Genomic DNA, 23,044 nt, shown 5'->3' on the forward strand with positions numbered 1-23,044 from the left:
GGTTTATAGAACCTATTTGCAAGCTTTAAGGCTGTTGGCGAACCCGCCCCTACGGCTAATTGAGAATGGTGCAAGATGTGAGTTGTAATCAATGGGTCATCGGGGCGGACAAACCGATACAGAATGCCTCGTGCGATCGTCCAATTGACCCGCAACTTGATTCGCCACAAGCATAACTTCTCCTTGAGCATTCATCACCCAACCGCGAGCCGGAACAACTTCCCCATCCTGGATTGGGCCCAATTCCGTCTTCGCTCGATCGGTTACATCCCGTACATTGCCCGTTGTCGAACTTCCTGCCTCTTCCACCCACGGAAGCGGCGATGGAGCGCTGCTGAGGGCATCATTAGGACTCGGTGGCACTCCTCCTTTCCCAGTGACAGTAAATGCGCTCTCGACCCCTTGCGTGCAGGGATTTGCCGCAATTAAAGCAGTCGGATCGACAACATTTTGCGGCAGTTCCACTAAACCTTGAGCGGGATTGACGCCAGAAGCACTAAATGTAACAGTACCTTGCAAAGCCGGGCCGCTACTTTGGGAAATGGCGGCGATGTCGCTGGTGGAAAGCTCAGATGTAGGAGTTACTTGCAAAGCTGCAAATTGAGCGTCGCTCAGCCCCAACCGGTCTCTCACCTGTTCGCGGCCCGCTGCTGCAAAGCCCAAGATATTCGGGACATTGACATTAACGCGGCCGCCTGCAGCGCTCTTGGCGTTGGCGGTGATGTCGCTATTGTTTTGCCCCACTAGGATATCGCTGTTGAGGGTGATGTTGCCGCCGTCTGCAGCACCCGCATCAGTGGTAATTCGGCTGTTGCGGCGCAATTGGATGTCTCGCGATCGCAAGTTAATATTAGCCCCGATACCCGATACAGTCGTGCCGTCAATACTGCCTTTGTTGTTGAGGGCGATCGAATCTGCGACAACATTGATGCTGCCAGCCGCCCCCGTTCCATAACTTTGGACGCTAACCGTCGCCCCGTCTCGGACACTCAACCTGCCCGTTGCAATGCTCAAGCTTCCCGCGGCACCAGATGGAGGTTGCAGCCCCAACAAAGTCTGGTACAGCAAATCTCCCGAAGCTGTGCCAATGGTGCTGGGAAAGATCCCGTCTCTGGTAGTTCCGGCTATTTCCATCGATTCCGAAGCAGTGACAGTCACATTTCCCCCTTGTCCCGTACCCAGAGTTGAGGCTCCGATGGCTGCTCCGTCTCGGACAATCAACCGTCTGGCGTTCACCGTCACATCACCCCCTTTGCCGCCCCCAGCCGTTCCCGCAGCGATTATACTTCGGGAAGGGCGAGCGCCCGGTGCGGTGCCGAGCACTTCCACCGAGTCTGAGGCGTTGATGGTGATGTTTCCGCCAGGCCCGCCCACAGGAATCAACCTTTGTCCTGTGCTCAGCCCGCTCGCAGAAGAGATGCTAGCCCCTGCTTCTACGCGCAGGGAGCGGCTGTTAATTTCAATATTTCCTGCCCTTCCCGTGCCGCCAATACTGTTAGCGACTAGAGCCGTACTCAAAGGGCTATCCGATCGCTCTCTCGCTACTATTACCGAGTCAGAAGCTCTCACGCTCAGATTTCCGCTGTTCCCGGCACCAAAAGTCGAGGGTGAGACGATGGCTCCGTCGGTGACACTCAGTTGACCGGTTTCGATAGCGATACTGCCTGCATTTCCGCTGTTAAAAGTTGTGGTCAACAGCCCGGAGGCATTTATTTCTACCGATTCAGAGGCTCTAATTGTCACACCAGAGCCGTCTCCCGTACCGAGTGTAGGGTTGAGTATTACCGATCCGTCTCGGAGAGTTAATCGTTTCGTGTCGATCGCGATCTCCCCGGATCTGCCGGCACCGAGGGTTCCGGTAATGATGCTGCTTTCGCGCTCGGTGATATCTCCCGGCTCTTGTGCTGCAGCACGATCGAGAAGCCGTCGCCGAAAGTTCTCAAATCCTATTCCCTTGAGTTCTATATTCTCGGCGGTTCGGACATTGATCGGGCCTCCGGCTCCGCTTCCGGTAGTGGTGGAGCCGACAAAGGCTCGATCGAAAAGGCTAAATCGTGCTGCTTCGATATTGATGCCGCGGCCGTCAATGTTTCCCAAGGTATCGGAGACTAGGCTCGATCGATCGCGCAAAATCACATTTCCTCCCCGGAGTGCGATCGCGCCCCCACCGGGCCCGCTCGCTGTCACCGCCGATAAACCTGATAATTCAATGTTGCCAAAATTGGCAACATTTGTATAATCTAAACCTAATCCTATGGGCGTGATGTTGAAGCTTACCAAACCCGGACTTGCCACACTTCCTAATTGAATATTGCCACTAAAAGCGCTGGCAAAACCATTGTTAAAGATTAAATCTCCTCCTACCAGTGCTAAGGTTTGACCGGGAGGAACTGCCAAACCGACTGGAATTGTTGTGTCTTGAATAACTTGGGTGACACTGGAAGTGTTGACAATTGCGCCGGGATTCTCTCGAAATCTCAAACCCACCGGAATATTAACCGTCAATAGCGGCGCTGCTTGGGGATTGGCGCTGCTAAATTCAAAGCCGTTATTAAATACAATGCTGTCGGCAGTTCCAGCCAGAAAAGATCCGCGCACATCTAACCGAGCGTTCGGCCCGAATACAATTCCTTTCGGATTAATTAAGAATAAATTGCCGTTTCCCAAAACTCCCAGAGTCCCTAAAATATTTGAGGAGTTGGGGCCCGTAACGCGGGTAAAAATATTAGAAATTCCGCTGGGATTTTCAAAATAAGCTCCCCGCCCTTCACCAATGTTGAATTCCCGCAAGCTGTGAAATAAATTAACGCCGCGTGTTGCTCCGCCAGTGATTCTATCTGAGGGTATGTTATTGATAGTATCGGGAACTGTGCGGGAACTTTCCGGGCCCAGGGTATTATCGGGAATGATTTGGGCGATCGCGGAAGTGGGAAATAGCAACAGGAAGGCAAACAGTAGGGAGTAACTTACGGCCCGGCTAGATGCCCAACCCCTACTCCCCATAATAAAATCTACTCTTTGTGGAACAGGCATCTTGCCTGTTCTTGAGAATGGTGCAAATAGTAACGAGTAATGCAAGGGAGACATAAAAACACTCTTTCCAGGATAAAGTTTATCGGTGTAATCTCATCTCGTTGCTCTAAATCTTTTGAATTTGGCTGCTGAGTACAAGTTGCTCAACCGTGATTTCTAGTTCGGGAAAATTTTTAGAGATAATGCGCTCATTACCTCTAAAACTTTGAACTAAATAACTGCCATTTTCCAAAGAGTAAACGAAAACGGTGGGAATTTTGGGATTGCCTAGATAAGCCCTAGAAGCAATGGCTAAATAGTCCACTATCCAATACTCACAAATGCCGAGCCTTTGATACTCATCTAGCTTATCTACATAGTCGTCTTCCCAGTTAGTAGAGGCAACTTCTACTGCTAATTCGATAGGTTCGGTAAGGGCTCCGTAGCCACGTACATTACTGTTCCATACTGATGCCTTAACCACGCCGACATCAGGATTTCTGCCTTGTTCTTGTCCTGAAGCTGTTACAGTTCTGAAAACTATATCTTTGTCAACGATATAGTCAAGTCCCAAACGCCTGATTTCATCGTTAAAGCCAAATACTAGAAATCGTGCCACATTTTTATGAGCCCTGGTTGCTTCCACTTTGACAATCTCCCCATTTACAAGTTCGTAGATACCAGATCCGTCTGGGTACTTTTCGAGAAACTCTGCAAATGTTATTTTAGTTTTTGTCTGAACCATAAAACCAGCCCTCTTGTGTTAACTAAGTTATACAATTGAGACTTGAGATTTGAGATTTGAGAGTTGAGATTTTATATCATTTCCGGTAACACCGGAATGATGTTGAGTGTTGACGGTTGACTGTTGACTGTTGACGCCGTGAACAGTGAACTGGAATTTACTATTCCGATGAAGTGCGGATTTGATATTATATCTAATCCGCACTTTATCGGAATTATTCATCTCTCTTCCCTTCCTCTGCGTTCTCTGCGTTCTCTGCGGTTAAATCATTCCAAGCTAACCGGAATTAATATTAGATTGAAGTAGAGCATGGAATTAGCTGATAGCAATTTAATGTGAAGTTGCACATATCTCGATCCCCCTAAATCCCCCTTAAGAAGGGGAGTAGGGGTTGACTTTGAGAAGAATCTTGTCCCCCCCTTTGTAGGGGCGGTGCGACCCCTACTCCCCGTGCCCGCCCTCTTGGCTAGGGGGGATCGGATTCTATGCAACCTCATAAAAAATTGGTATGAACTATATTTAATCGTTCTAGCGGTGGAATTCCGCTAGGATACAGGGGTTTCAACCCCAGCCACAACTAGCTAGAAACCAAAGTAATTAATCCGAAAGTAGATGCCTTTTTCCTGCAAAGTTCGATCGCCCGATCGAGCATTTATCAAAGGAATACCATAGTCGAGACGCACATTCAACCGATCGCCCATCTGCCAAATAAGCCCCAAACCTGCACCCAGCAGTTTATCCGAGTCAGGATTCGGCTTTTCTCCTGAATGGTTCCATCCTAACCCAAAATCGATAAACGGAGCCACTTGCAACAATCCTTCGACTTCCGGGACACGCCAAACCGGAATTCGCACTTCTGCAGACGCGATCGCACCGCTATCAGTTAACAGCAAATCTTGGCGGTATCCGCGCACACTTTGAACGCCACCGATCCCAATTTGTTCGAGGGAAAGCAGGGGGCGATCGGCTAATTGAATGTCAGAACGCACAATCAGCAAGGTTTCTGGCGCTAGCAGCCGCACGTACTGGGCTTGGCCGCGCCACGCCAGAAAACTGCTGTCAGGGCCGCTATCGTTCGCAGTAGCGCCGAACAGATTAGTGCCGAGGGAGAATTGCGATCGCGCCGCGAACACTTGGTTGGAAGTCCGCTGCACGTATTCTTGAAAAAACCGCACAGCCGAAACCCGCGTTTCGCCGCGCTCATTTGCTCCCGCCGAAAGCGCAAATCGTTCCCCTGACAGGAATGTATCGCTTTCTTGCCGCGAAAAACTCAGTCCCAAGGCCAAAGTGCGATCGGGCTTTTCGACAATCGGCTGGCGGTAAGTTAACTCGTAAGTCCGCGATTTCCCCTCAATTTGTGCAGCATCAAACGGTTCCTCGATGATATTGGTGCTAGCAGCACTCGCAGCGAACCCAATCGTGCCGTTACGCGCGTTGACGGGGACTGTGTAGCTGCCGTTGAATTCGTTGCTGCCGTCGGTGTTAGCATAAGATACCTCTAATCCGTCGCCCAAACCGAGCAAATTTGCTTGATTGATGCGAACACCGCGCCGAAAACTGCCGACGCTGGGCGATCGATTGTTGTCTGCAAACACTTCAGCGCTAAAGCTGTCTGCTTCTTTTACCCGCACTTCTAAGCGGCTGTTTTCCGGGCGGCTTCCGGCTTGCAATTCGGCGGAAATATTGCCAATTAAGGGGTCGAGTTGCAGCAGTTGCAAGGCTTCCAGCAAGCGAGATCGGTTGAGGGGCCGTCTGGTAGCACGTTCTAGGCGCGATCGCACGTAATTTGAATTTAAGCGCCTGTTTCCAGTAATCACAATTTCATCTAATCCGCCTTCTACAATCCGCATTTTCACCACACCTCCTTCTCTCGGAAAGGTTTGGTTGGCGATGATTACAGCGCCGGAATTGATGTATCCGGCGGCTACATATTTTTGAGTGACGGCTGCTTCGGCTGCGATCAGTTCGGCAAAGGTGATTTCGCGGCCGGCAAACTGTTGCGTAACTTCTGCGAGTTCGCGATCGCTAAAGGCTGTGTTGCCCTCAAATTCAAAGCGATCGACCCTAATTGTACCTATAATCCCCGGTCTATCATCGCCGGGAACAGGTGTTAGCGGGGCTGGTGGGAGGGGAGACGGCGCAGGGGGTTGCGGCGGCTCAGGAGCTGGTAATTCTGGTTCTCGCGGCAGAATTGGGTTGGGCAGTTGGCTGAGTTGCGAGGCTCGATCGATACCCAATTCAATTTTTTTTCTGTCAATACTTTCTTCTAGTTTTTGATCTGAGTTAAAAAGCTCGGTTTCTTGAGTTTTTGTGCTAAATGTGCGATCCTCTCCGAGGGCTTCGCTAACGGTCTGAGATGTTGCACCCTTGTCAATAAGCCTGTTACCGGCGGGCTCTATGCCCACCCCACAATCAAACTCACTCGTTGTGGAACAGGCATCTTGCCTGTTCTTGAGAATGGTGTAAGATGTCACATCGACTGAATTTGCCGAGGAAGGCGGTAAGTCGGGAGTTTCCGCCGCCACCGGGTGTTCTGATTCAGCGGGTAACTGCGTTTCCTCGTCTTTTACGGGCAATTCTTGGCGTTTGTCAAGATTAGTATCGGGAAGGAAAGCTCGATCGCCTCTGCTGCTAACTGCTGCCAAATCCTCAACATTTGAGGTCAAAATTTCAACTGTGCTAGCGGATGTTTTCGCTGGTTTTGCTAACACAACTAACCCCAAAATACCAGCGAATAAAAATATTTTTTGCGAGCGACAAGCCATAGAATCTAATTATCTCGAATAATTGGGTGAAAATATTTTCCGCAATAGAGCACCCTCAAGTAAAAATCAATCTTAACAGCAAAAAAAAGAAACAGCCGTCGCAGCCAACAGTTTCGGCGACGGCTACAAACCAAAAGGTCGATCGACGGCTGTTCATTTCCCAACACTTACGCATCAACCAGGTTCTTATCCGAAAAAATATCGTGTAAGTCGATCGTAAACCGTAAAAAAAACCAAAATTTTTTAGTTGCAAAACCTACGCTTTCATGCTAAAGCAGCGACCAGAACAGTCCTGGACACCAGGGTAAACCAGAAACGCGCTACAACTGAGATATTGCACCATTCTCAATAATCTTTTTATGAACAGGCAAGATGCCTGTTCCACAAGAAGAAAATTCATCTCTTGTGGAACGGGCATCTTGCCCGTTCTTGAGAATGGTGCAATGAGCTCGGACACCATCCTCAATAATCTTTTTATGAACAGGCAAGATGCCTGTTCCACAAGAAGAAAAGTCATCTCTTGTGGAACGGGCATCTTGCCCGTTCTTGAGAATGGTGGAAGATGTGAGTTACAACGCGCATAGCCACTAAAAAAGCCGGTTTCTTTGATTGTGGTGCATCATCCCAAATCCGACTGTAATACCCCCTTTATTATGGAGTCCGCGTCTACCCACATCCTGTGCGTAGACGCCGTTTCAACCGCCAAGCCTGATAAAGGGGGTTGGTAATGAATTATGCAGACCGGCCCGCACCAGCCGCAGCACCCATTTGAGCGCCGTCAGTCAATCCCACCAACTTAGCGCTCAACTCCCACATCCGCTCGCCTTTTTCATCATCGCGGGCCTGGGGAGAAACCTTTTGCACAAAAGACTTACCATCTTTTTTCTGGCGATTTCCCCAACTCCAATAAGCCCCAGATTGCTTGTATTCTGGATCGGCAACCACCATCGCCAGCCTTTCCCCCGCCAACTCCTGCGACACGTAACCCCCGGTGATATTCTTCTGAAACAGCGGGAACAGCTTCTGAAACAAAGGATAGTGGTTGCGGAAAAGCGGCGTATCCGCGACGCATCCCGGATACAGCGAAGTGAAAGTAATCCCCGTGGATTCGTGAAAGCGGCGGTGCAATTCCCGCATCGTCAGCACATTGCAAACTTTGCTATCTTTGTAAGCCTTGACCGGTTCAAACTTCTTGCCATCAACCATCGAAATCGGGTCTTTGAAACCCGCTTCAAAACCCTCAAACTTGCCCAAATCCGGGCGCGGCGGAATCTTCCCGCCCAACTCGTCTGGATTGTGAGTCACGGTTCCCAAAATCACGATTCTGGCATCGGAATAATAGGAAGGCTTCATATTTTCCATCATCAGGTTGCACAGCAGGAAATGACCCAGGTGATTGGTAGTCATCGTCAACTCGTAACCCTCCGGGCTCCGCAGCGGTTCCTTAATCAAAGGCATATAAATGGCGGCGTTGCACACCAAAGCGTCCAGAGGCCGGCCGCTGGCTTTAAATGCGCGAGCAAACCGGCGCACGCTCTCCAAATCGCCCAAGTCAATCTCCATGATGGAGAAACTGCCTTCAGGTATGCCCAACTCTCGCGCGGCGTCTCCGGCTTTCCGCACGTCCCGACAGGCCATGACTACGTGCCATCCCTTGTCTGCGAGAGCTTTCGCGCCGTACAAACCGACGCCGGAGGAAGCGCCGGTAATGATAACCGTTGATTTGTGATTTTGTGCCATCTTGTTAAAAGCGCTTCCGCTATGGATTTTTTTCAGGCACTCAAACGCTGAGCTAGCAGCTTGGATGTTTTGAAGTACCCTATGGTTATTAGGATATGGGGAAACGTTCTCGATCTCAACTGGGAGCCTCTCACTTTTGCAGCCAAGCTAGAAATTGGAGGCAGGAGAGGGGAGGCAGGGGGCAGGAGGCAGGGGACGGGAGGCAGGAGCCATAAGAAGTGTTTTTACAAATAATAAATACTCGTTTTCAACGGGGGATGAAAATTAAATATGAGTCCAACTCCGACTCTTATTTGGAGAAATTAACCATACATCTTTTATATCATGTCCAATCGATTGACCGCGATTAAAGACCGGGGCGGGTTTACAGATTTTCCCGTTTGTATTCAATATCTTGGTGAACCCGCCCATACAGGAATCATGGTTAATTGACCGGACATGATATTAGGGGCGGGTTGACCATTCTCTATGATGCACTTACTCGGTATTTATTGATAAACCCGCCCCTAAAAACTCAACTAAGAAATAGCTGCTGGTTCCTGATATAGCAATCCTAAATGATTCAGATACATTTGTAGGGGTAGTGCTACCCCTACTCCCCGTGCCTACCCCCTATCTATCGGGCAACCGGGCGTGGGATTGCCCCTACAATAATTATGCAAATGATTTAGGATTGCTATAGGTAGGAAAATCGATATAACCTTCAGGCCCAAAAGAATACCAGACGCCGACTTCAGCAGGCGGATTGAGCGGCCAACCATTAGTAAAACGCTCTACCAAGTCAGGATTGCTGATAAAATCCCGACCAAAAGCTATTAAATCGGCAAGTTTGCTGCTCAGGGCCGTTTCAGCCTGTTCTTGAGTATATCCGCAGTTGCCGACGAGCGGCCCTGCAAACACATCGCGAAACTCTCCTATCATCATCGGCGTTCCCAATTCGTGAAAGCCAAATGCCAGACCGTCTACCAAGTGCAGGTAAGCTAAATCATAGGCATTTAACTGCTTCGCGAAATACAGAAAATCTTCGCGGTAACTGGGAGAACCCATGTCATTGTAAACACCGTTGGGAGAAAGTCTAACTCCCACTCTGTTTGCCGGATATACTGTGATTATTGCCTCGACAATTTCCTTAAGAAAACGGTAGCGATTTTCAACTGTGCCGCCATAGGAATCAGTGCGGTGATTGGTTTTGGTTTGCAGGAATGTGTCAATGAGATAGCCGTTTGCCGCGTGAATTTCTACACCGTCAAAACCTGCCATTTTTGCTCGTTCTGCCGCCTTGCGATAATCTTCTACAACCAGGGAGATTTCATCGGTTTCTAGAGCGCGGGGAGTTTCGTAGGGTTGTTTGCCTAGAGGGGTATGAATTCCTTCTCCGTTTATTTTGATGGCAGAGGCTGCAACTGGCAATTGATTGTTTTGATGAAAACTACTGTGGGAAGCTCGTCCGCAGTGCCAAAGCTGCATGAAAATCGGCGTTTCGTGGGCATGAACCGCAGTCACAATTTGTTTCCAAGCTTCGCCTTGCTCGTCTGAATAAATACCGGGGGTATTGAGCCAACCATTAGCTTGAGTAGAAACCACTGTGGCTTCTGTAATGATTAAACCAGCGGAGGCTCGCTGAGTGTAATACTCTGCCATCAAGGCGTTGGGCATCCGCGCTTCACCGGCTCTGGCTCTGGTCATGGGTGCCATGAGTACCCGGTTTTTTAAGGATAAATCTCCGATTTTGAAGGGACTGAGTAGGAGTGGAGAAGTTGTTTGAGTGGTCATAATTTTGAGGTTTTGTCAACTGAAGAATCTGGGAAATTACATTTAGCAACGGCCGGTGTTAGGACGCAAGGCGCAAGACATCCAAGGGTCGCCAAAATGTAAGCAATCAAACTCATCAAGCTGTTTACGATTTTGACTTTTTAGCCAAGACTCTTCTTTGTTCAATTTTGTTAAACTCTGGAGAGTATGGGGGTAAATATAATAGTCTACACCCTGCTGTTTGAATCAATTCCTGAATCGGAGCACTTTTATCAAATGTGAGATTATCGATGAGCACCACCTGTACTGTGACAAGTGTTGGAAGTAAACTTGTTTAAGGCCTAGGAGATGAGTAAGGAGATGGATAGCTGCGAGGTTTCAATCCCTGGTAGGGTTTTAGGTTGTTTTCGGCGATGTGGATTTTGTAGCATGGCCAGCGATGTGCCGTTTCAATCCCTGGTAGGGTTTTAGGTTGTTTTCGGCTGGGCGCTATGCCTGGAAGCTTGAGAATGTACGGGCGATCGGTTTCAATCCCTGGTAGGGTTTTAGGTTGTTTTCGGCTCGAAATACTTTCACCGATTGAGTGCGATCGCCTGATGTTTCAATCCCTGGTAGGGTTTTAGGTTGTTTTCGGCTTAGAAGCTTTGCTCGAAAATGCGATTGCAGAGTTTCAATCCCTGGTAGGGTTTTAGGTTGTTTTCGGCTTAGAAGCTTTGCTCGAAAATGCGATTGCAGAGTTTCAATCCCTGGTAGGGTTTTAGGTTGTTTTCGGCGCTCTTTGGCCACCGGAGCTTTCGCTGCAACAACCTTAAAAGTTTCAATCCCTGGTAGGGTTTTAGGTTGTTTTCGGCCTACCAACAGGGGTAGATACCAGTAGGGTTATCGTTTCAATCCCTGGTAGGGTTTTAGGTTGTTTTCGGCACGTACAGAGCCTCTAGCATTCCATCAACCTCTATTTGGTCTGTTTCAATCCCTGGTAGGGTTTTAGGTTGTTTTCGGCGTATTGATAGTAGAACTAATTGTTGCCGAAGTTGTCGTTTCAATCCCTGGTAGGGTTTTAGGTTGTTTTCGGCGAGGTGACATTTCCGCAGGATTAAATGATTCAGGTTTCAATCCCTGGTAGGGTTTTAGGTTGTTTTCGGCATTAATTAAGTTGATTGATGGTTTGCAAAAAGAGGTTTCAATCCCTGGTAGGGTTTTAGGTTGTTTTCGGCTGCTAAATTCTTTGGGGACTTAGGGAAAAGTAGCCGTTTCAATCCCTGGTAGGGTTTTAGGTTGTTTTCGGCCAGCCAACTTTTCGGCGAGCCGATCGGCGATCGCCCAAGTTTCAATCCCTGGTAGGGTTTTAGGTTGTTTTCGGCAAGCATTATCAGATGTGGCGGCAGGCGTACCGAAAGTTTCAATCCCTGGTAGGGTTTTAGGTTGTTTTCGGCCGAGTGTAAGCGTCGTTGGCTACCGATTCAGATCGGTTTCAATCCCTGGTAGGGTTTTAGGTTGTTTTCGGCCAAAAATCTTCAAATTCACCTTTGCGCCCAGGACAATCGTTTCAATCCCTGGTAGGGTTTTAGGTTGTTTTCGGCTTAGCCGGACGCGGTGCAGCTTTTCGATCGCCAATTCAGTTTCAATCCCTGGTAGGGTTTTAGGTTGTTTTCGGCAAATTAGTTATCCCGAACCATGAAAACTGAATGCGTTTCAATCCCTGGTAGGGTTTTAGGTTGTTTTCGGCCGAAAAATTCAGCTAAAGCAGCATTAACCCCAGCGCTAGTTTCAATCCCTGGTAGGGTTTTAGGTTGTTTTCGGCCTAAACTTGCAGGAGGACTGAGGCTTTTAATTTCGTTTCAATCCCTGGTAGGGTTTTAGGTTGTTTTCGGCTGATTAGCACTGCTTATGGCATGGGGAATGTTCCGGTTTCAATCCCTGGTAGGGTTTTAGGTTGTTTTCGGCTCAATGCTGTCTACAGTGCTGTCTACAATGTCTACAGGTTTCAATCCCTGGTAGGGTTTTAGGTTGTTTTCGGCGAGCTGCTCAGTAATTCCATAAAGCCATTCAGCAGTTTCAATCCCTGGTAGGGTTTTAGGTTGTTTTCGGCAGCCTTAGAATTTCTCAGAGCGCGGATAACGGTTTCGTTTCAATCCCTGGTAGGGTTTTAGGTTGTTTTCGGCGAATGAGCGGCTTGAGTTCTCCTGGTATTGCAAAAAGTTTCAATCCCTGGTAGGGTTTTAGGTTGTTTTCGGCCTCAATCCCCTTGCCGTCTTGCACTTGTAGCCAGTGTTTCAATCCCTGGTAGGGTTTTAGGTTGTTTTCGGCCCTATTTATTCACAGGTTCCAGACTACTTAGAGAAGTTTCAATCCCTGGTAGGGTTTTAGGTTGTTTTCGGCTCTTTTGGTAACGGCTTCTTGAGTAAATCTTTAATAGGTTTCAATCCCTGGTAGGGTTTTAGGTTGTTTTCGGCAAAAAAGCGCTAACGATCAGTTAAAAATAGTTCAAGTTTCAATCCCTGGTAGGGTTTTAGGTTGTTTTCGGCACAGGGGTTATAGATAATCAACAGGCTGCTATCAAGTTTCAATCCCTGGTAGGGTTTTAGGTTGTTTTCGGCGCAAATTTGGCTCGATCCATGCTCAGGCTCGGTAACGGTTTCAATCCCTGGTAGGGTTTTAGGTTGTTTTCGGCCTTCCCCCGTCTCCCACCGTAGAAAAGCCAATTAGTTTCAATCCCTGGTAGGGTTTTAGGTTGTTTTCGGCAAAGTTGATGCGGCCGCGCCAGTAGCAGAGGGCTGTTTCAATCCCTGGTAGGGTTTTAGGTTGTTTTCGGCTGTTGAGGGATGCCCGCCGATTCAGTAAAGGTGTTGTTTCAATCCCTGGTAGGGTTTTAGGTTGTTTTCGGCATAAACGCCCTTGACTGTTCCTGTCGTATATCTTTTGTTTCAATCCCTGGTAGGGTTTTAGGTTGTTTTCGGCTGTAACCCGTAGCATCATCCCGATTTGCTTCGGGAAGTTTCAATCCCTGGTAGGGTTTTAGGTTGTTTTCGGCTTCTTTAAATCTCTGCTTCCCCCCAAAGTGAAACGTTTCAATCCCTGGTAGGGTTTTAGGTTGTTTTCGGCTAAATCTTTTCATAAAGCAATTATAGAAGTGAGAATAAAGTTTCAATCCCTGGTAGGGTTTTAGGTTGTTTTCGGCTCTTTTCATAAAGCAATTATAGAAGTGAGAATAAAGTTTCAATCCCTGGTAGGGTTTTAGGTTGTTTTCGGCAGATTGTCGTACAGCACTAATTTGTCCAGCCCTTTGGTTTCAATCCCTGGTAGGGTTTTAGGTTGTTTTCGGCAACACCAATTGTCACATTCTTAAAGAAACTTGATTTAGGGTTTCAATCCCTGGTAGGGTTTTAGGTTGTTTTCGGCGATTTTAGGGACTCCCACTTTTGCCTAAGCTTCTCGACCGCGTTTCAATCCCTGGTAGGGTTTTAGGTTGTTTTCGGCCGTACTTGGATTGCTTCTTTTTATTAATAGCAGCGGTTTCAATCCCTGGTAGGGTTTTAGGTTGTTTTCGGCCGTTTCGTATTCTTGATTTAAGATAACTTACATAGTTTCAATCCCTGGTAGGGTTTTAGGTTGTTTTCGGCTCTATTTGATAGAGTCTGGTTTCTCGTCTGCTGTCTGGGTTTCAATCCCTGGTAGGGTTTTAGGTTGTTTTCGGCTTTACGTTTTGGCTGTTCTGGTTCCTGAGATAATAGTTTCAATCCCTGGTAGGGTTTTAGGTTGTTTTCGGCACGGGATGAGATAGAACGAGATGCGCTGCGGGGGATTGTGTTTCAATCCCTGGTAGGGTTTTAGGTTGTTTTCGGCTGCTGAACTTCGCAAATTAGTGGATAAAGTGGCCGGTTTCAATCCCTGGTAGGGTTTTAGGTTGTTTTCGGCCTTCGCCTGCAAAGTGTAGCGCTGTGGCAAAAGCTCCGTTTCAATCCCTGGTAGGGTTTTAGGTTGTTTTCGGCGGATTTTTACAGCTATTGCTTACATGGCTTTGTCGAGTTTCAATCCCTGGTAGGGTTTTAGGTTGTTTTCGGCATTGTGATTGTCCGTAGCGTCGCATCGCGGCCCGGTTTCAATCCCTGGTAGGGTTTTAGGTTGTTTTCGGCTTTTCTGATATCATAGTGAGAACGATTCTTATTTTCTAAGGTTTCAATCCCTGGTAGGGTTTTAGGTTGTTTTCGGCAATCACATGGACAACCGACCCCTGACACCACGCGGTTTCAATCCCTGGTAGGGTTTTAGGTTGTTTTCGGCGCTAGAAATTTAATACTTCAGCGGCCGTATTTATATCAGGGTCGTTTCAATCCCTGGTAGGGTTTTAGGTTGTTTTCGGCCAAGCGATCGCTCCTTCTACTGTTAACACTCCTGTTCGTTTCAATCCCTGGTAGGGTTTTAGGTTGTTTTCGGCTTAACTATCGTTCCCGCTGGCAGCCCTGTACCGGTGTTTCAATCCCTGGTAGGGTTTTAGGTTGTTTTCGGCGGATTGCCGGTGCCGGTTGAATCGGTCAAGAAGAAGTTTCAATCCCTGGTAGGGTTTTAGGTTGTTTTCGGCTTATCTCTTTAAGCGATGGAACCGTTAATTGGAGTTTCAATCCCTGGTAGGGTTTTAGGTTGTTTTCGGCGTAAAAGGTCACGGTAACGCCGTATTGTTCGGCCTCGTTTCAATCCCTGGTAGGGTTTTAGGTTGTTTTCGGCATGATAAAAATCGGTGACAACCTTAGCTAAATCTTGTGGTTTCAATCCCTGGTAGGGTTTTAGGTTGTTTTCGGCGGAAAGGCGGCAGCCGGTTTACGCGCTCCTCAGAAAGTTTCAATCCCTGGTAGGGTTTTAGGTTGTTTTCGGCGAAATGATGGTGATTTTTCTAAAGCTTTACTCGAGTTTCAATCCCTGGTAGGGTTTTAGGTTGTTTTCGGCTTGATTTAGGTTTCTAGTTTCTAGTTTAGGAGTAGTTTCAATCCCTGGTAGGGTTTTAGGTTGTTTTCGGCCTGGCACTGATTATTGGTTTTTTTATACCAGTGATGCGTTTCAATCCCTGGTAGGGTTTTAGGTTGTTTTCGGCCTTAGCTCTATGTTTGGAAGCACGGGCAAATTGAGTTTCAATCCCTGGTAGGGTTTTAGGTTGTTTTCGGCATTTGTTTGTTGGTTTAGAAGGATTTTCTTCTTCTGCGTTTCAATCCCTGGTAGGGTTTTAGGTTGTTTTCGGCTGGATACGTTTTTGTAAAGCTTGTCGATGATTATCGTGTTTCAATCCCTGGTAGGGTTTTAGGTTGTTTTCGGCAGTCTTTACGGCTGTCGGCGGCAATCCCACTGGTTTATAAAAGTTTCAATCCCTGGTAGGGTTTTAGGTTGTTTTCGGCGTTAATAAAGGCAATTCGTTCGCAGACTAATATTGATGTTTCAATCCCTGGTAGGGTTTTAGGTTGTTTTCGGCTGTTTTCGTCAACCCAACAAAACTCAACTTTTTCTCCAGTTTCAATCCCTGGTAGGGTTTTAGGTTGTTTTCGGCGTTAAAAAATCTCAGCGAATTAGAGAGTTAGAAGTCGGTTTCAATCCCTGGTAGGGTTTTAGGTTGTTTTCGGCGAGCCAGGGCCGATCGATCGGAAAATTCTGTGTAGAGTTTCAATCCCTGGTAGGGTTTTAGGTTGTTTTCGGCTGCCCGAATTACAGTTTCCCCAACTAGGCCAATGTTTCAATCCCTGGTAGGGTTTTAGGTTGTTTTCGGCTTAGCGCTGAAATTGTATCCGCCAAGCGGTATCAAGACGTTTCAATCCCTGGTAGGGTTTTAGGTTGTTTTCGGCTTTCGTGAAGTGTCAAGGTTTTCGATGTTTCTGTTTCGTTTCAATCCCTGGTAGGGTTTTAGGTTGTTTTCGGCTTGACTGGTTATTTGCTAGCGGAGCAAAGATAGGATTTGGTTTCAATCCCTGGTAGGGTTTTAGGTTGTTTTCGGCCTGGGCCCAGTATCCACCTATTGTCGCAACGATGTTTCAATCCCTGGTAGGGTTTTAGGTTGTTTTCGGCTCTTGGTCAACAAGGATATCGTACAGTTTTTGTTTTGTTTCAATCCCTGGTAGGGTTTTAGGTTGTTTTCGGCAATGCTGGGCAAAGCTCCTGAGAAAGTTGGAAAGGTGGCGTTTCAATCCCTGGTAGGGTTTTAGGTTGTTTTCGGCGTAGGCGTTAAATCCATATACTGTAAGGATTCCGTTTCAATCCCTGGTAGGGTTTTAGGTTGTTTTCGGCGAGAATCATAAAACCCGGTACATTACCGATGTCGAGTTTCAATCCCTGGTAGGGTTTTAGGTTGTTTTCGGCCATTATCCGGCGGTGAACTTGATGAAGGTTATGCTGTTTCAATCCCTGGTAGGGTTTTAGGTTGTTTTCGGCGCACTGTTTCTGTATTTAATATCGAGTTAATAAGGTTTCAATCCCTGGTAGGGTTTTAGGTTGTTTTCGGCAAGGGTAATATCATCAGTCTTTATTATGGATGATATGTTTCAATCCCTGGTAGGGTTTTAGGTTGTTTTCGGCGATGAGAGATTATTTGAGATTAACGTAATCTCCTACGTTTCAATCCCTGGTAGGGTTTTAGGTTGTTTTCGGCTGAATACCATTTAATTAAATCATCATTAGCGTGATATGTTTCAATCCCTGGTAGGGTTTTAGGTTGTTTTCGGCGAGAGTGAATAACAATCACTAATTATTCCCTGTTGCTCGTTTCAATCCCTGGTAGGGTTTTAGGTTGTTTTCGGCATTACTATTAAGAATACCCGCAAGAAACACGCTATTGTTTCAATCCCTGGTAGGGTTTTAGGTTGTTTTCGGCATTTCGATAGTTTGCATGGAATTGATGGCGGTAGCGGTTTCAATCCCTGGTAGGGTTTTAGGTTGTTTTCGGCCCAACTACACCGGGCTAGACGCTAGAAACCGAAAGTTTCAATCCCTGGTAGGGTTTTAGGTTGTTTTCGGCCTGCATCAGGGAATGATTTACCCAATCAATCAACTGGTTTCAATCCCTGGTAGGGTTTTAGGTTGTTTTCGGCGTTTTCGGCTACGCCGAAGTAGAAAATGAAGAGTACACAGTAAGTTTCAATCCCTGGTAGGGTTTTAGGTTGTTTTCGGCTCCTCACTCACTATCGAAGTGATTTGAAAATATGAGTTTCAATCCCTGGTAGGGTTTTAGGTTGTTTTCGGCCTAGATCAAGTTCAAACGGGTGGGGTAAATTTACTGTTTCAATCCCTGGTAGGGTTTTAGGTTGTTTTCGGCTAAACGGAAGCGAAGACCAAGTGTATGACTGGATGAGTTTCAATCCCTGGTAGGGTTTTAGGTTGTTTTCGGCTCTAGCTCGAATACCTTACCGTCCTCTAGCTCTATCAGTTTCAATCCCTGGTAGGGTTTTAGGTTGTTTTCGGCTAGACCGCTTGCTACGTTCAAAAGGATTATCGATTCAAGGTTTCAATCCCTGGTAGGGTTTTAGGTTGTTTTCGGCGCTCGATCGGCGCAAAGGTATCCGTTTCAAGGGAAAACCGTTTCAATCCCTGGTAGGGTTTTAGGTTGTTTTCGGCGTGTCGCCGACAACCTGGAAAAGCACTTATACAAATACACTTAAGTTTCAATCCCTGGTAGGGTTTTAGGTTGTTTTCGGCGATCGACTATCAACTGGCAAGCTTTTGATAGCGCTAGATGTTTCAATCCCTGGTAGGGTTTTAGGTTGTTTTCGGCGCTCCAACTACTAGCATCCCGTGTCCTGGTTTGCGTTTCAATCCCTGGTAGGGTTTTAGGTTGTTTTCGGCGAGATTGCTCTCGCGACTCCCAGTAGTTATTTTCAAACTTGTTTCAATCCCTGGTAGGGTTTTAGGTTGTTTTCGGCCCTGTTATCGTTGCTCAAAAGTCGCTCGATCGACGTTTCAATCCCTGGTAGGGTTTTAGGTTGTTTTCGGCTCTCGTGGAGAATTTCTTCTCCAAATGTCGCTAGAAGTTTCAATCCCTGGTAGGGTTTTAGGTTGTTTTCGGCCTTCGGCGCTGCTGAATCTGCCTATCAAATGGCGCGAACTCGTTTCAATCCCTGGTAGGGTTTTAGGTTGTTTTCGGCTTTTCAATGAAAAAACGAGCTGTGTATAAACGAAGTTTCAATCCCTGGTAGGGTTTTAGGTTGTTTTCGGCAGAAATTGATTGTCAGCACATAGCGTCAGATGTATTGTTTCAATCCCTGGTAGGGTTTTAGGTTGTTTTCGGCAAGTCAGAAGTTCCCCGCAAGGTTCGCTCTGTCGCCGTTTCAATCCCTGGTAGGGTTTTAGGTTGTTTTCGGCTCTGCCTCAAAAACTGCTTCTTCAGCCTCTAGTGTTTCAATCCCTGGTAGGGTTTTAGGTTGTTTTCGGCGAAATCCAATGAAGTATGCAACCTGGTACAGGGCTATTGTTTCAATCCCTGGTAGGGTTTTAGGTTGTTTTCGGCAATGTATGCCCTTCATCAAGAAGGTCTTGTGCAGATGTTTCAATCCCTGGTAGGGTTTTAGGTTGTTTTCGGCTCAATTGTAGAGTCTGTTGTAGGGGAAATTGCAGGTTTCAATCCCTGGTAGGGTTTTAGGTTGTTTTCGGCATGGAGCAGGAGGCTGAAAATTGTGGATTAAATATTTGTTTCAATCCCTGGTAGGGTTTTAGGTTGTTTTCGGCGTGAGGAATGGGAGAAAAAGTTCAATTCTAATAGTTTCAATCCCTGGTAGGGTTTTAGGTTGTTTTCGGCCTTGCGGATTTGCCCGAATTACAGTTTCCACATCGCGGCCAATGTTTCAATCCCTGGTAGGGTTTTAGGTTGTTTTCGGCATGGATTGATTATATACGCAGGTGAAGAAGCCAAAATATACGTTTCAATCCCTGGTAGGGTTTTAGGTTGTTTTCGGCATATCAGTTATTGTATAAGAATCAAGGAAAACACAGGAGTTTCAATCCCTGGTAGGGTTTTAGGTTGTTTTCGGCATAGCAAGTTATGCTGATTTTGCTAAAGCTGTAGGTTTCAATCCCTGGTAGGGTTTTAGGTTGTTTTCGGCTACCAGAACATACCAAACTATCTAGACTATCGCTTAAGTTTCAATCCCTGGTAGGGTTTTAGGTTGTTTTCGGCCAAAAGATTGTAGATGCCCATGAAAAATATCTTCGTTTCAATCCCTGGTAGGGTTTTAGGTTGTTTTCGGCTGTGGGTTCAATCAGTGCGATCGGCTCATTACTGGTTTCAATCCCTGGTAGGGTTTTAGGTTGTTTTCGGCTTCACTCTAAATCTGATTACCAGTTAAGGGGTGTGTTTCAATCCCTGGTAGGGTTTTAGGTTGTTTTCGGCAACGCACTGCACGGTACAGAGTCTAAATGGGAGTTTGTTTCAATCCCTGGTAGGGTTTTAGGTTGTTTTCGGCCTTACTTACCGTCCTCCTGGTACAAGGGAGAGGGTTTCAATCCCTGGTAGGGTTTTAGGTTGTTTTCGGCTGGAGGATTGGGAAGATCCTTCAGAAAGCCTTGTTTCAATCCCTGGTAGGGTTTTAGGTTGTTTTCGGCTGCTAGCTGTTTTATGGGCAGAAGTCAAAAAATTAAGTTTCAATCCCTGGTAGGGTTTTAGGTTGTTTTCGGCCCGGCTTAAGACAATTTCTCACGGGCATTTCACACGTTTCAATCCCTGGTAGGGTTTTAGGTTGTTTTCGGCTCAACGCCACATTTGGAAACCCTAGAGAAGTGGTGTTTCAATCCCTGGTAGGGTTTTAGGTTGTTTTCGGCGTGTCAAAGAAATGAGAATAGAAGCATATTTTGTGTTTCAATCCCTGGTAGGGTTTTAGGTTGTTTTCGGCGTAAGGGTTGCGAGCAAGGCTCAAGGAACGGGCGGTTTCAATCCCTGGTAGGGTTTTAGGTTGTTTTCGGCTTTGGTCAAGCATCCCTTTTACTCCTTATAATTTTTGTTTCAATCCCTGGTAGGGTTTTAGGTTGTTTTCGGCGCTTTTGGAATAATATCGTCAGCGCCGCTGGTGTTTCAATCCCTGGTAGGGTTTTAGGTTGTTTTCGGCCAAATGGGCTAGGTGCTATGTCTGGCGCACCAGGGTTTCAATCCCTGGTAGGGTTTTAGGTTGTTTTCGGCGGCGCACCAGGAACTTTAGGCGAAAAGATTAAAAGGTTTCAATCCCTGGTAGGGTTTTAGGTTGTTTTCGGCCTAACGGTCTTTTTCCGATTTCTGCTAGTAATTTGTTTCAATCCCTGGTAGGGTTTTAGGTTGTTTTCGGCCATAAGTTTGATGCTACAGCTTTTGGAATTGCTGGTTTCAATCCCTGGTAGGGTTTTAGGTTGTTTTCGGCACTAGGTTTTGCCCCTGTTAGCTCCTTAATTTTGGGTTTCAATCCCTGGTAGGGTTTTAGGTTGTTTTCGGCAAAAATCGGGGGTGCGTGAACAGTTGCTATATAATTAAGTTTCAATCCCTGGTAGGGTTTTAGGTTGTTTTCGGCTTTTTTCTCTGGAAATTTATTTCTAATCACCGAATCGCCGTTTCAATCCCTGGTAGGGTTTTAGGTTGTTTTCGGCAAATTTAAATCGATTCAAGCCGATTTTAGTCGGTGTTTCAATCCCTGGTAGGGTTTTAGGTTGTTTTCGGCTCTATGTCTGCTTTGCTTTTTTTCGATTTAGATGGGTTTCGTTTCAATCCCTGGTAGGGTTTTAGGTTGTTTTCGGCTTGGCGTTTGGCTAGTAGGAAATAATGATGCTGCGTTTCAATCCCTGGTAGGGTTTTAGGTTGTTTTCGGCCTTTTCGTCTTGTTTTTCCAAAAGAGCAAAACTATCATGTTTCAATCCCTGGTAGGGTTTTAGGTTGTTTTCGGCACTTTCTGAAAATATATTACAAACATCTGGATTAAGTTTCAATCCCTGGTAGGGTTTTAGGTTGTTTTCGGCAGCTAGCCGCCGTCATCGGTTTAGAAGAAGCAGTCATCTTCGTTTCAATCCCTGGTAGGGTTTTAGGTTGTTTTCGGCCAAATCTGAAAGACCCGGTTGACTCTAGCCACGCTAGTTTCAATCCCTGGTAGGGTTTTAGGTTGTTTTCGGCTGTAATTAAAGTTCTCGCATACGATGGTTAACAAATGCAAGTTTCAATCCCTGGTAGGGTTTTAGGTTGTTTTCGGCAAGCCGCACCGCCACGGGCACGGAGACGCCCCACCCGCCGAGTGTTTCAATCCCTGGTAGGGTTTTAGGTTGTTTTCGGCAATTTAAGAAAAAGTGCCAGTACGGGGAATTTGAAGTTTCAATCCCTGGTAGGGTTTTAGGTTGTTTTCGGCATGTTCTTTCTGTTCGGTAATATTGCCCCATTGCCTGTTTCAATCCCTGGTAGGGTTTTAGGTTGTTTTCGGCCATACCTTCAAAACACCAGTGATAGGATCGCGACCCTGTTTCAATCCCTGGTAGGGTTTTAGGTTGTTTTCGGCGCGGTTACAGGTAGCGCACAATACCCCAAGGATGCCGGTTTCAATCCCTGGTAGGGTTTTAGGTTGTTTTCGGCCCTCAACCGAAGGTTGCCACGAACAGCGCTAACTGTGTTTCAATCCCTGGTAGGGTTTTAGGTTGTTTTCGGCGATGGCAGCAATCAGACTGGAGAGCCAAAATTTTACGTGTTTCAATCCCTGGTAGGGTTTTAGGTTGTTTTCGGCCTGTACCCACGCCCGTGTACCCACGCCTACACCCGTTGCAAAGTTTCAATCCCTGGTAGGGTTTTAGGTTGTTTTCGGCAGAGAACACGCTTGCTCTCATGCGCTGGTTGGCACAGTTTCAATCCCTGGTAGGGTTTTAGGTTGTTTTCGGCCTTTCGTGTCACCAGCTAAATCAGAAGGTAAGTGTTTCAATCCCTGGTAGGGTTTTAGGTTGTTTTCGGCTTCCCTACATCCCAAGAAGGAAGATTTAGTGGATGCTCTAAGCGTTTCAATCCCTGGTAGGGTTTTAGGTTGTTTTCGGCGTACTAAGATTTGGATTCGTGGTGGCACCGGAGTAGGGTTTCAATCCCTGGTAGGGTTTTAGGTTGTTTTCGGCTTCCTCAGTTGGTGCAGTTTTAGAAGTAAATAAGTTTCAATCCCTGGTAGGGTTTTAGGTTGTTTTCGGCCGATGCGATTAAAGCCAAGCTGACGGGGGGGAATGTTTCAATCCCTGGTAGGGTTTTAGGTTGTTTTCGGCTTTCGATAGTTTGCATTGTGTGGAGGCGGTAGCGGTTTCAATCCCTGGTAGGGTTTTAGGTTGTTTTCGGCCATCAATCCCTGTTTCTTCCAGAATTCGATCGCCCTCTTGTTTCAATCCCTGGTAGGGTTTTAGGTTGTTTTCGGCTTGCTGCTGTTCATTGCTATCTTTTTTGATTGGCTGTTTCAATCCCTGGTAGGGTTTTAGGTTGTTTTCGGCTCCTACACGCGCACTGTCAGCAAATTAGTTAATTCCGGTTTCAATCCCTGGTAGGGTTTTAGGTTGTTTTCGGCCGCCGGGGTCTGGGAGGCTTGAAATATAAGGTTTTCAAGGTTCAGTTGCGTCTGACTGCAATCAATATACCGTTTCAACGATCGCCCTGTCAAGGGGGCAAAATTCAAATAGACCTCAAACTCTCTCCCAGTAAAGGTTTCAGCATTTGCGTCTGACCCGCATGAGGTACAAACCACTGCAAACCCAGTCCTAGTAAAGCTCTCAGCCATTAAAATTCACCCCCTCAGTTTAACACCTACAGCCAGACGCAAAATCAAACCATAAAGATCGTAGTATCCAGCGGTGCCCGGCCGCCAATCCGCTCGATCTTGCCCTGACAGCAAGCACACAAATAGTGAAACAGGATGCTGTCTTCTTCCGACTTAATCACCCTACTCAGACGTTGGCGCATCCGGGCATACTGAGTATCCGTCACCTCGCAATGAAACACCGAATACTGCTTCCATTCCCCATAAGACTTGAGAATCTTGTGAATCTTAGTGCGGCGCTTGTCCTCAGAAATATCATAGCAAACCAAAACAAACATAAT

At 46.8% G+C, this 23,044-nt stretch carries 9 protein-coding genes and 1 CRISPR repeat array; all 9 genes read right to left on the reverse strand.

Features of this window, described 5'->3' with window-relative positions; translation table 11 throughout:
• Positions 1–96: 96 nt before the first annotated feature.
• A complete protein-coding gene (locus tag QUB35_RS05450; protein WP_333140094.1) occupies positions 97–3,033 on the reverse strand; it encodes a two-partner secretion domain-containing protein in 2,937 nt (978 codons plus the stop codon).
• 106 nt (positions 3,034–3,139) lie between these two features.
• The gene (locus QUB35_RS05455; RefSeq protein WP_333140095.1) at positions 3,140–3,757 is read right to left on the reverse strand and encodes a Uma2 family endonuclease; all 618 of its coding nucleotides are present in this window, start codon (positions 3,755–3,757) and stop codon (positions 3,140–3,142) included.
• A 27-nt stretch (positions 3,758–3,784) separates the two neighbouring features.
• Positions 3,785–3,979 carry a hypothetical protein gene (locus QUB35_RS05460; RefSeq protein WP_333140097.1) on the reverse strand — a complete coding sequence of 65 codons (195 nt, stop codon included), beginning with the start codon at positions 3,977–3,979 and terminating at the stop codon, positions 3,785–3,787.
• A 359-nt stretch (positions 3,980–4,338) separates the two neighbouring features.
• Positions 4,339–6,468 (reverse strand): ShlB/FhaC/HecB family hemolysin secretion/activation protein, encoded by a 2,130-nt coding sequence (locus tag QUB35_RS05465; RefSeq protein ID WP_333140099.1) that lies wholly within the window; start codon positions 6,466–6,468, stop codon positions 4,339–4,341.
• Between the two features lie 374 nt (positions 6,469–6,842).
• Entirely contained in the window at positions 6,843–7,010 is a 168-nt protein-coding gene (locus QUB35_RS05470; RefSeq protein WP_333140101.1) for a hypothetical protein, read from the reverse strand.
• A gap of 244 nt (positions 7,011–7,254) precedes the next feature.
• Positions 7,255–8,262: a protochlorophyllide reductase gene (locus tag QUB35_RS05475; protein ID WP_333099251.1), complete on the reverse strand. Its 1,008-nt coding sequence runs from the start codon at positions 8,260–8,262 to the stop codon at positions 7,255–7,257.
• 654 nt (positions 8,263–8,916) lie between these two features.
• Positions 8,917–10,035, reverse strand: a complete 1,119-nt coding sequence (locus QUB35_RS05480; protein WP_333140104.1) for an alkene reductase — start codon at positions 10,033–10,035, stop codon at positions 8,917–8,919.
• Between the two features lie 124 nt (positions 10,036–10,159).
• The gene (locus tag QUB35_RS05485; protein WP_445251122.1) at positions 10,160–10,315 is read right to left on the reverse strand and encodes a transposase; all 156 of its coding nucleotides are present in this window, start codon (positions 10,313–10,315) and stop codon (positions 10,160–10,162) included.
• 74 nt (positions 10,316–10,389) lie between these two features.
• Positions 10,390–22,514: a CRISPR direct-repeat array (repeat unit 37 nt; unit sequence GTTTCAATCCCTGGTAGGGTTTTAGGTTGTTTTCGGC).
• 254 nt (positions 22,515–22,768) lie between these two features.
• Complete coding sequence (gene cas2, locus QUB35_RS05490; RefSeq protein WP_333140106.1) at positions 22,769–23,041, reverse strand: CRISPR-associated endonuclease Cas2; 273 nt, start codon at positions 23,039–23,041, stop codon at positions 22,769–22,771.
• Positions 23,042–23,044: the final 3 nt, after the last annotated feature.

The organism is Microcoleus sp. B13-B6 (genome assembly GCF_036705405.1).
GTDB lineage: Bacteria > Cyanobacteriota > Cyanobacteriia > Cyanobacteriales > Microcoleaceae > Microcoleus.